This is a genomic window from Pseudarthrobacter albicanus, from assembly GCF_018224015.1.
Lineage (GTDB): Bacteria > Actinomycetota > Actinomycetes > Actinomycetales > Micrococcaceae > Arthrobacter > Arthrobacter albicanus.
The window spans coordinates 105,930-116,558 of sequence record NZ_JAGPOT010000011.1 but is presented as its reverse complement, the minus strand read 5'-3'; the positions used below and the strand labels follow the sequence as shown (position 1 = coordinate 116,558).

The window sequence follows — 10,629 nt, the reverse complement described above, 5'->3', positions numbered from 1 at the left end:
CGTCGAAAAGGCCCCGTCCCCGCCCAAGTAACTCGCATTCGTTGTCGTTTTGAGCCCTCAAAACGACAACGAATGCCAGCCAGTTGGGCGGGGCCGGGGCGAGGGGCTTAGAGCGTCAGGTCCTTGCCCTTGGTCTCCGGGATGGTGAAGGCGAAGGCGATGCCGATCAGCAGCAGGACCACCGCGTAGACGTTGAACAGGCTGGCCTGGCCGATGGTGCCGAGCCAGGTCTGCAGGTACGGGGCCGTGCCGCCGAAGACCGCCACGCAGATAGAGTACGGGATGCCGACGCCGATGGTGCGGATCTTGGTGGGGAAGAGCTCGGCGTAGACGGCCGGGACGATCGCCGCACTGCCCGCGATGAAGAACAGCATCACGGACATGCTCACGGCCAGCTGCCAAGGGGAGTCCTTCAGGAGCCAGGTCATCGGGAAAAGCAGCAGCGCGGCCCCGGCAGAGCTCATGATCAGCACGGGCTTGCGGCCGATGCGGTCGGACAGCTTGCCCCAGAACGGCAGGGCGGCGATGAAGACGACATTGCCGATCACACCGGCCCACAGGGCCTCTCCACGGTCCATCTTGAGCGTGCTGGCGGCGTAGCTCGGAGCCACAACGCCCCAGATGTAGTAGGACACCGTGAGACCGACGGTCAGGCCGATGACCTGCAGGGCCTGCTTGCGGTACCGGAAGATCTGCGGCCACATCGGCTCGTGCTTCTCGTCCGGCGTCTCGGCCTCGAAGGTCTCGGATTCCTTCATGCGGGCACGCATGACCAGGGCGTAGACGCCCAGGGCCCCGCCGATCAGGAACGGGATGCGCCAGCCCCAGGCGTTCATGTCCGTCTTGCTGAGGACCCCGGTGAGGATGGCGCCCAGCAGCGTTCCGGCGAGGATTCCTGCGGTGCCGGAGGTGTAGATGAGCGTCGCCCAGAAGCCGCGCTTTTCCTTCGGGGCCATCTCGGACAAGTACGTCTGCGATGACGGCAGCTCGCCGCCGTGGGCCAGGCCCTGGATGAGGCGGGCCACCAGCAGCATCACGGAGGCGAAGGCGCCGACGGACGCGAAGGTCGGTGCGATCCCGATGAGCAGGCTGCCGAGGGCCGCGAGGCCGACGGCGAAGGTCATGGACGTCTTGCGGCCGATCCGGTCGCCGATCCAGCCGAAGACGAAGCCGCCGAAGGGACGGGCGACGAAGCCGACGGCGAAGATCGCCAGCGTGGAGAGGACGGCCGACGTCGGGTCCGCGTTGCTGAACAGGGCGCCGGCAATGAAGGGCGAGAACGTGGCGTAGATGGCCCAGTCGTACCATTCAACGGCGTTGCCGATGCCGGTGCCGATGAGTGTGCGCAGGTGGGACTTGTGAACCTGGACTGTGGCCGAAGGGCCTACGGTGGCGGTCATGTCGTGCTCCAAGTGGTGGTGGGAATGGTCAGTTGCCGGCGGCGGCAAGGGCCGCGATGCGGGAGATTGCGAGCTCTGCGTAGAGCGCCGCGCCGTCGGACAGGACGCCGTCGTCAAAGGTGGCGTAGGGGGAGTGGTTGAACGGTGTGGCAGTGTGGTCCGCGCCGGGGGCGACGGCACTGAGCCCGATGAAGGTGCCGGGCACCTCCGCCATCACCCGGGAGAAGTCCTCCGAGCCGCTGAGCGGGGTGGCCCAGCGGGTGAGGCGGGATTCGCCGAACAGGTTCGCGATGGTCTTCTCGGCCGTGCGCGTCTCGTCTTCATCCGTGACGCTGAGGGGGTATTCGCCGCGGTAGTCTACGTCCACCTCCAGGCCGTGGGCGGCGGCGATGCCCTTGAGGAGGACCGGAATGGCGGTCATCATCCGTTCCCGGGATGCGTCCGAGAAGGTGCGGATGGTGGCTTCGAAGCGCGCGGATTCGGGGATGACGTTGCGCTTGGTGCCGGCCTGCAGGAGGCCGACGGTGAGCACCACGGGATCGAACATGTTGAACTGGCGCGTGATCATCACCTGCAGGGCCGTCACCATTTCGGCGACGGCCGTGACGGGGTCCTTGGCGGAGTGCGGGGCGGAGCCGTGGCCGCCGGCGCCCAGGACCGTGACGAAGAGCCCGTCCGAGGCGCTCATGATGACGCCCGGCTTGGTGCAGAACTGGGCATGGGGTTCCAGGGCGGAGAACACGTGCATGCCGTAGGCGGCGTCAGCCCGGCGGCCGGCTGCGTCCAGGACGCCTTCGCGGATCATGTGGCCCGCGCCGTCGAAACCTTCCTCGCCCGGCTGGAACATCAGGACGACGTCGCCGGCGAGCTGCTCCCGGCGTTCGGCCAGCAGGGTGGCGGCTCCGGCCAGCATCGAGGTGTGGAGGTCGTGGCCGCAGGCGTGCATGGCGCCGTCGATCCTGGAGGAGAACCCGACGCCGGTGCGTTCCTGGACGGGGAGGCCGTCCATGTCCGCGCGCAGCAGGACAACGGGCTTCGCGGCCGTTGCGTGCGGCGCGCCGCCGCGCAGGACTGCGGTGACCGACGTCGTGCTTTTCCCGAGGGTGATCTCAAAAGGCAGGCCCTCGAGCGCCTTGAGGACTTTTTCCTGGGTCCGGGGGAGGTCCAGGCCGATCTCCGGCTCCTGATGCAGCTCGTGCCGGAACCGGGCGATATCGCCCTGCAGTTCCTTGGCATCGGCGGTAATCGACATCAGCTCTCCTATTTATCGAACGATCGGTATGTGACCTACTACCTATTGTGGAGTGACTCGGTTCACAGCGGCGGAAATGGCTGGAAAAAATCAAAAGTATGATGGTTCTTGCAGGATTCACGCGGTGGATTGAGGGTGGTGGCAGATGGAGCTCAGCGAGGACGATTTTGAGCTGATCAATGCGCTGCAGATCGCGCCGCGGATCAGCTGGTCCGACGCCGCCGGCATCCTCGGCGTCCACGCCACTACCCTGGCCGCACGCTGGGAGCGGCTGAAGGCGTCCGGCGCTGCCTGGACCACGGCCCACTGGATGGGCGATCCCCAGCAGATGTGCCTGGCGCTGGTGGATGTGGACTGCGAGATGCGGCTGCGTGCCGAAGTCACGGCCGCGCTGGCCGCCATCCCGGAAGTGGTCACGGTGGAGGAGGCTGCCAGCAACCGTGACCTCATGCTGACGGTCATCACGCCCACCCTCGACCAGTTCAGTGAAACGGTGGTGCCGCAGCTCAAGGAGATCCACGGCCTCATCAAGTACCGGACGTCGCTGTGCACCCGTCTGCACTCCGGCGGCTACGCGTGGCGGCTCAATGTCCTGGGCAAGTCGCAGCAGGCTGCCCTCAAGGCGCTGGCCGGGCCGGAGGCGTCCGGCTCAGCGCCGCCCCGGACCCCAGGCGCGCAGCTGCCGCAGAGCCATCTGGAGCTGATCCCGTTCCTCGCAAAGGACGGACGGGCGACGGCCGCGGACATTGCCCGCGCATTGGGCCGCAACCCGGCCACGGTCCAGCGGCAGCTGAATCGGGTGCTGGCCAGCCAGATGCTCTCTTTCCGCTGCGAAATCGCGCAGAAATACTCGGGCTATCCGGTCACCTGCCAGTGGCTGGCCAACGTGCCGCCCGGCCAGCATGAGGCCGCTGCTGCCGAGCTGCGCACCTTCCGCAACATCAGGCTCAGTGCCTCCACCACGGGACGCACCAACTTTGTGATCCTGATGTGGCTGCAGTCCCTGGCCGATGTCATGGATGCCGAGCTGGCCCTGCAGCAGAGGATCCCGGGCATCGAACTCGTGGAGAGCGTCGTGGTTCTCAGCGCCGCCAAGCGCGTCGGCTGGATGCTGAACCCGGATTCGACGGCGACCGGCGCCGTCGTCGTACCCGCTGCCGAGCTGGCGCCGACGGCGTAACGGGCCCCCGCCCAACTGGCTCGCAGTTGGTGCCGTTTTGAGCGCTCAGAACGGCAACAACTGCGAGCTACTTGGGTCAGGAGGGGTCAGGAGACCAGATCGGTCATGATGGCCTGCAGCGCGTCGCAGACCATCATGACCGATTTGCGTTTCATGTTTTCCGGCCGGGCCAGGAGGTCGATCCGCCGCCGGGTGCTGATGCCCTCCAGCGGCCGCAGCACGATCCCCGGGTTCAGCACCGGCCGGGCCGTGTGCCGCGGGAGCAGGCCGATCACGCTCCCGGTCGCCACGAGCGCCGCCACCGTGGAGTAGTCGTTGATCCGGTGGACAATGTTCAGTTCCCGGCTGGAGACGGCCGCGACGGCGGCGAGCACGTCCGCGGGGGAGTAGCCGGTGCGGCTGCTCACCCAGGGTTCGCCGACGACGTCGTCCGCCGTCACCGCGCGCTGGCCGGCCAGCCGGTGCCCGGCCGGCAGCGCCACATCCAGCGGCTCGTGCGCGAGCGGGATCACCGCGACGCGTTCCTCCGGCCAGCCCGGGCTGTGGTCCATCCGGTGCGCCAGCACCAGGTCATAGCGGGCCGTCAGGGCCGGGAAGTCCTGCTGCGCCACGTCCTCGTCCGAGAGCAGGATCCGCGGCTGCCCGGGGGCGGCCAGCAGCCGGGCGAGCGGCGCGAACAGCGCCTGCCCCACGCTGTGGAAACCGCAGAGCGTCACCGGCGCCACCGGGGAACCGTGGTACGCGCCGATCGCCATATTGGCGTCCGCCATGGCACTCACGACGGCGGCCCCGGCGTCCGCGAGCACCTGGCCGGCCCCGGTGAGGACCAGGTTGCGGCCCTCCTTGCGCGTCAGCGGGACCTCCACGGTCTTTTGCAGGGCGGCCAGATGCTGGGAGACCGCGGAGGGCGTGACGCGCAGGGTCTCGGCGACGGCTTTCACGCTGCCCAACGCCCCGAGTTCCCGGAGCATTTCCAGCTGGTGGATTTCCATGCTCCCATTCTATGCGGAAGAAAAAGCTACACCGTCGATTGAGAAAAATCCTGTTGTGCTAATGCTTTTGAGCCGGTCTAATGAGGTGGGTTGAACCACCCATGTCTTTCAAAAGAACAGTTAGGAAGGCCCATGAAGGCTCTCTACAAGTCCGGCGCCCACGCGGGATTTGAGCTGGTCGACCGCCCGGAGCCGCAAGCCGGCCCGGCGGACGTCAAGATCCGTGTACTGACCACCGGAATCTGCGGCACCGACCTGCACATCCAGTCCTGGGACGCCTGGGCCCGCGGCATCATCAACGCCCCGCTGATCGCCGGCCACGAGTTCTATGGCGAGGTCGTGGAAACCGGCGAGGACGTGCGGGACGTCAAGGTCGGGGACCGCGTCTCCGGCGAAGGCCACATCGTCTGCGGCATCTGCCGCAACTGCCGGGCCGGCCGCAAGCAGATGTGCATCAACACCGTCAGCGTCGGTGTCCAGCGCGACGGCGCGTTCGCCGAGTATGTCGTGATCCCCGAGACCAACGTCTGGGTGCACCAGGACCCCTCCGTGACGCCCGAACTCGGCGCCATCTTCGACCCTTTCGGCAACGCCGTGCACACTGCGCTGAGCTTCCCCCTGGTCGGCGAGGACGTGCTGATCACCGGTGCCGGGCCGATCGGGCTGATGGCCATCGCCGTCGCCCGCCACGCCGGCGCCCGCAAGATCGCCATCACCGACGTCTCCGCCCCGCGGCTGGACCTGGCCCGTCAGCTCGGCGTCGACCTCGCGATCGATGTCTCCCGGATGCGCGTCAAGGAAGCCCAGCGCGAACTGGGCATGCGCGAAGGCTTCGACATCGGCCTGGAAATGTCCGGGCACCCTACGGCGCTGCCTGAGATGATCGAGAACATGAACCACGGCGGCCGGATCGCGATGCTGGGACTGCCCAGCCAGTCCATCGACATCGACTGGGGCAAGGTGGTCACGCATATGCTGACCCTGAAGGGCATCTACGGCCGCGAAATGTTCGAGACCTGGTACGCCATGAGCGCCATGCTGTCCTCCAACCCGGTGCTGCATGCCAACATCTCGGCCGTCGTCACGGACACGCTGCCCGCCACGGACTGGGAGAAGGGCTTCGAGATCGCCCGCGCCGGCGTGGGCGGCAAGGTGGTCCTGGACTGGACCGGATTCTAGGCCCCGTTCCGTTTCGGAACACACTTTCCAACAAGCCGAGGAGCACAACCCATGTATTCAGCCATCAAGGACCAGTTGCAGCGCGAGCTGGAGGAGATCCGCAGCGCCGGCCTGTTCAAGACCGAGCGGCCCATTGATTCGCCCCAGGCCAGCCACATCAGGGCAGGGCAGATCGGCGGGGCAAGCACGGACGTCCTGAACTTCTGCGCCAACAACTACCTGGGCCTCGCGGACCACCCGGACATCATCGCCGCCGCGAAGGCCGCCATGGCCGAGCGCGGCTTCGGCATGGCCAGCGTGCGGTTCATCTGCGGCACCCAGGACCTGCACCTGGCCCTGGAAGCCCGCGTCTCGAAATTCCTCGGCACCGAGGACACCATCCTGTTCTCCAGCTGCTTCGACGCCAACGGGGGCGTGTTCGAGTCCCTCTTCGGCCCGGAAGACGCCGTCATCTCCGATGCGCTGAACCACGCCTCCATCATCGACGGCATCCGGCTCTGCAAGGCCCAGCGCTTCCGCTACGCCAACCAGGACATGGCGGACCTGGAATCGAAGCTGATCGAGGCCACCACGCAGGAGAACCCGGCGCGCCGCAAGATCATCGTCACCGACGGCGTCTTCTCGATGGACGGCTTCCTCGCGCCGCTCGAAGCGATCTGCGACCTCGCCGAAAAGTACGACGCCCTGGTCATGGTGGACGACTCCCACGCCGTGGGCTTCATGGGCCCCACCGGCGCGGGGACCCCGGAACACGCCGGCGTCGCGGACCGGGTGGACATCTACACCGGCACCTTCGGCAAGGCCCTCGGCGGAGCCTCCGGCGGGTACGCCTCGGGCCGGCGCGAGGTCGTCTCCATGCTGCGGCAGAAGGCCCGCCCGTACCTGTTCTCCAACTCGCTGGCCCCGGCGATCGTGGCGGCCACGCTGAAGGCCCTGGACCTGGTCGAGAACTCCGGCGAGCTGCGCGGCAGGCTCTTCGCCAACGCCGAGCTCTTCCGCAACCGCATGACGGAGGAAGGCTTCGAGCTGCTCCCTGGCGAACACGCCATTGTCCCGGTCATGTTCGGCGACGCCGTCCTGGCGGCCAGGGTGGCGGACGCGATGCTGCACGAGGGCGTCTTCGTGACCGCGTTCAGCTACCCTGTGGTGCCCAAGGGCGCCGCGCGGATCCGTGTCCAGCTCTCCGCCGCCCACAGCGCGGCGGACGTGGAAACCTGCGTCCAGGCCTTCGTCCGCAGCCGCGCGGCGGTGGCCGCGGACCAGTGAGGTTGAGGAGACTTTGATGAGTCATCGCGACCGCTTGTATTTTGTTCGGCACCGTCCCATCATGGAGCCGTGACGCCGCCAAATGAGACTGCCGGCCGAATCGTGACCGCGTTCCCGACCGTATGCCGGCGGCGATCCTGCGCCCGCTGTTCAGGGAGGAAAGGGCATGACCGAAACGGCCATCGAGCTCATAGGCGTCACCAAGCGATTCGGCTCCTTCACCGCCGTCGACGACCTCAGCCTGCGGGTCGAGCGCGGGGAGATCTTCGGCTTGCTCGGGCCCAACGGGTCGGGCAAGACGACCATCATCAACATGATCAGCGGGCTGAGCCGCCCGTCCTCCGGCGGGGTCAGGGTTCTCGGCATCGACCTGCTGGCGGATCCACGCAGGATCCGACGCTCGCTGGGGACAGTACCGCAGGAGAACGCCCTTTACGAGGAGCTCACGGCGGAAGCCAACCTCCGGTTTCACGCCGATCTCTTCGACGTGCCCCGGCAGGGTCTCGACGAGCGGATCACCTCGCTGCTCGAGCTGGCGCAGCTGGAGGAGCGGCGGAAGAGCCGCGTCTCCACCTTCTCCGGCGGCATGAAACGACGCCTGGCCCTGGTCCGGGCGCTGCTCCACGACCCCGAGCTGCTCTACTTCGACGAGCCCGCCCTCGGGGTCGACGTGCAGAGCCGGCGCGCGCTCTGGGACCGGATCCTCGAGCTCAAGGAGCGCGGTACGACGGTGCTCATCACCACCAACTACCTCGAGGAGGCGAACGTCCTCTGCGACCGGCTGGGCATCATCGATCGCGGACGGCTGGTGGCGCTCGACTCGCCGTCCAACTTACGCCGCAGCTTCGGTGACACCGTACTCGAGATGCGCACCCGGCCGGCGCCCGCGGAGGACATCGTTCGGAAAGTCCGCGCGCTGCCCGGCGTCGTCTCCGCGATCGCGTCCGGCGATTCGCTGAAGGTCACAGTGGAAGGCGGTGCCGCCGTCACCGGCAAGGTCGTGACGGCGGTGGTCGAATCCACGAGCCTCGAGGAGATCCAGAGCCGCGAGCCGAGCCTGGACGAGGTCTTCCTGGGCCTGACAGGCAAGGAGCTCCGGGAATGAGCCTACGACACGATCTGCGTGTGGTCCGGGCGGTGGCAGCGGCGGATATCCGCCTCGCCCTCCGCGAGCCGCTGTTCGTGATCATCGGCGTCGTTATCCCGATCAACTTTTTGCTGCTCTTCCTTCTCTTCGCGATCAGCGGGGGGCAGGCGCCGATCGCTGTGGTGATGAATGACCGGGGGCCGCTGGCCGAACGCTTCGTCCAGGGCATGGACAACTCGCATTCGTTTGTCATCCATACGGCCTCCTCCGCCGACGCTGAGCGCGAGATCCGGGCGGGCAGCATCGTCGCCGTGGTGACGGTGCCGCAGGACTTCGATGCCGCGCTAAACGCCAGGACAAGAGTCGACATCCCGGTCGAGGTCAACAATCTCAACGTCGACTTCACCAACGACATCCGGCGGGCAGTGCCGCTCTCGATAACATCCTTCTACGCCGACGCGTTCCCTGAACAGGTGGTCGTGAGGGCGCTCGAGGCCGACGTCCAGCAGCACGACACCGGCTACATCCCCTACCTCGCCGTCAGCATCGTCGTGGCCGGCCTGATGCTCGCCTCGCTCTTGCAGGGCAGTGTCAACGCCGCGCGGGACTACGAGCTGGGAACCATCAAGGAGCTGGCACTGGCGCCGGTGAGCCGGCTTGCGATCGGGCTGGGCAAGATGCTCGGCTCGGCCGCGCTCACGGTCGCGTCCGCACTTCTGGTGCTGGGCGTCGTGATCCTGCTGATCGGGGTGCACCCGCTCCATCCCCTGGAGGTGCTCGGGTTCGGTCTGCTGATGATCGCAGCCTTTCTTGCCCTCGGCGTTCTCGCCGGGACGCTGGTTCGCCGACGGCAGCAGGCGATCCCGCTCGCCATCGCCAGCGTCCTGCCGCTGTTCTTTCTGAGCGGTCCGTTCGGCCCGGCGACCTGGCTGGGCGCAATTCCCGGTGCGATCGCCGCTGTGTCCCCGCTCACCTATGCGATCGCCGCCTTCCAGCATGCCTTCCACGGATACCAGACGGCCACCCAGGACCTGACCGTCGACACGATGGTGCTGGCCGGGTTCGCCCTCGGGGCGGTCGCGCTCACGGCATTGGTGTACGGCCGCCGGGGGGTCTCGCACTGATGGGGGCGCTCCGGGCGGTGCTTGCAATCGCGGCCAAAGACATATTGACGTGGGCGCGCACACCCTCGGCGATCGCGGTCAGCCTGCTGCCGCCGATCGCCTTCTTACTGATCATCTTCATCGTGGCCGGGGCAACCGGCCGCAACCCGGTGGCAGTGGTGGTCGAGAACAACGGGCCGCAGGCTCAGCGCCTCGTGTCAATTCTCAATGACTCGGACGCGTTCCGCGTCCAGCCCGCAACCCCGGTTGAGGCCGCGCACCTGCTGGACACGCTCCAGGTCGCTGCCGTCATCACCATCCCCGCCTCCTTCGACGACGACTACCGGATGCACCGGCCTGACCCGGTGCAGATCCGGATCAACAATCTGAACCTGGACTTCACCAACGACCTGCGACGATCGCTGCCGACGGCGATCACCCGCTTTTACGCGAGCCAGCCGGACAACCCGATCATGGTGGGCGTCGCCGAGTCGGATCTGAGGCCCCACGACGTCGACCTTGTGCAGTTCGAGCTGGTGCCCATCCTGGTGCTGCTTATCACGCTCATGGGCGTCGTCAACGGCGGCCTGGCCACCGCCCGGGAGTTCGAGGAGCTGACGATCAAGGCGCTGCTGCTCTCGCCGATCGGCCGCGGGACCCTGATCGCCGGCAAAATCCTGGCGTGCTGGGTGACCACCATGCTGGTGGCAGCGGTGGTGCTGGTCCTGTCGGCGGTCACCGGCGTTCTGCGGCCGGCGGGGTGGTACTGGCTGCCGGCGTTGGCGGTGATCGGGCTGATCGCCCTGGCGGCGGCCGGTCTCGGGGCCGCCCTTGGAGGCGCCTTGCGCCGATTCTCAGCGGTGTCGGCGGCCGGGATCAACGTGGCGATCTACCTGTTCTTCCTGAGCGGGGGAATCAGCGTCGCGGCGTTCCTGCCCGGGTGGATCCAGACGCTTGCGCACTTCACGCCGACCTTCTACGGGGTGGATGCGCTGGAGGCGGCGATCTTCTACCAGTCGACAGACAACCTGGGCCGAGACGTGGCGGTGCTGCTGCTGACAGCCGCCGGCGGCCTCGTTTTGGGCGTCGTGTCGCTCCGGCGGCGGCTGGTCGAGTTCTAGTCCAGGCACCGCAGAAGCCGCGCGGACCATGGACTGCTCGTCCGGATCC

General features: G+C 67.3%; 9 protein-coding genes. 6 read left to right on the top strand and 3 right to left on the bottom strand.

The annotated features are described in order from the left end of the window. Positions 1-107 precede the first annotated feature (107 nt). Positions 108-1,400: an MFS transporter gene (locus J9611_RS04395; RefSeq protein WP_211878045.1), complete on the bottom strand. Its 1,293-nt coding sequence runs from the start codon at positions 1,398-1,400 to the stop codon at positions 108-110. A gap of 28 nt (positions 1,401-1,428) precedes the next feature. Continuing rightward, entirely contained in the window at positions 1,429-2,652 is a 1,224-nt protein-coding gene (locus tag J9611_RS04390) for a M20 metallopeptidase family protein (protein ID WP_211878043.1), read from the bottom strand. Between the two features lie 145 nt (positions 2,653-2,797). On the opposite strand from J9611_RS04390, the gene J9611_RS04385 reads away from it, so the two are divergent. Next, positions 2,798-3,832, top strand: coding sequence for an Lrp/AsnC family transcriptional regulator (locus tag J9611_RS04385; protein WP_211878041.1), 1,035 nt, complete (start codon positions 2,798-2,800; stop codon positions 3,830-3,832). Positions 3,833-3,918: 86 nt separating this feature from the next. On the opposite strand, the gene J9611_RS04380 is transcribed toward J9611_RS04385, so the two are convergent. Continuing rightward, positions 3,919-4,824, bottom strand: a complete 906-nt coding sequence (locus J9611_RS04380) for a LysR family transcriptional regulator (RefSeq protein WP_211878039.1) — start codon at positions 4,822-4,824, stop codon at positions 3,919-3,921. Positions 4,825-4,956: 132 nt separating this feature from the next. On the opposite strand from J9611_RS04380, the gene tdh reads away from it, so the two are divergent. The 5 genes from tdh to J9611_RS04355 all read left to right on the top strand — a co-directional run bounded on the left by tdh (position 4,957) and on the right by J9611_RS04355 (position 10,580). Continuing rightward, positions 4,957-6,003: an L-threonine 3-dehydrogenase gene (gene tdh, locus J9611_RS04375; protein WP_211878037.1), complete on the top strand. Its 1,047-nt coding sequence runs from the start codon at positions 4,957-4,959 to the stop codon at positions 6,001-6,003. Positions 6,004-6,054: 51 nt separating this feature from the next. Beyond that, positions 6,055-7,269 (top strand): glycine C-acetyltransferase, encoded by a 1,215-nt coding sequence (locus J9611_RS04370; protein ID WP_211878035.1) that lies wholly within the window; start codon positions 6,055-6,057, stop codon positions 7,267-7,269. 166 nt (positions 7,270-7,435) lie between these two features. Beyond that, complete coding sequence (locus tag J9611_RS04365) at positions 7,436-8,374, top strand: ABC transporter ATP-binding protein (protein WP_211878033.1); 939 nt, start codon at positions 7,436-7,438, stop codon at positions 8,372-8,374. Beyond that, positions 8,371-9,480: an ABC transporter permease gene (locus J9611_RS04360; protein ID WP_211878031.1), complete on the top strand. Its 1,110-nt coding sequence runs from the start codon at positions 8,371-8,373 to the stop codon at positions 9,478-9,480. Before J9611_RS04365 ends, J9611_RS04360 begins: the two co-directional genes overlap by 4 nt. Continuing rightward, positions 9,480-10,580 carry an ABC transporter permease gene (locus J9611_RS04355; protein WP_281414521.1) on the top strand — a complete coding sequence of 367 codons (1,101 nt, stop codon included), beginning with the start codon at positions 9,480-9,482 and terminating at the stop codon, positions 10,578-10,580. The genes J9611_RS04360 and J9611_RS04355 overlap by 1 nt, the downstream gene beginning before the upstream one ends. Positions 10,581-10,629 lie beyond the last annotated feature (49 nt).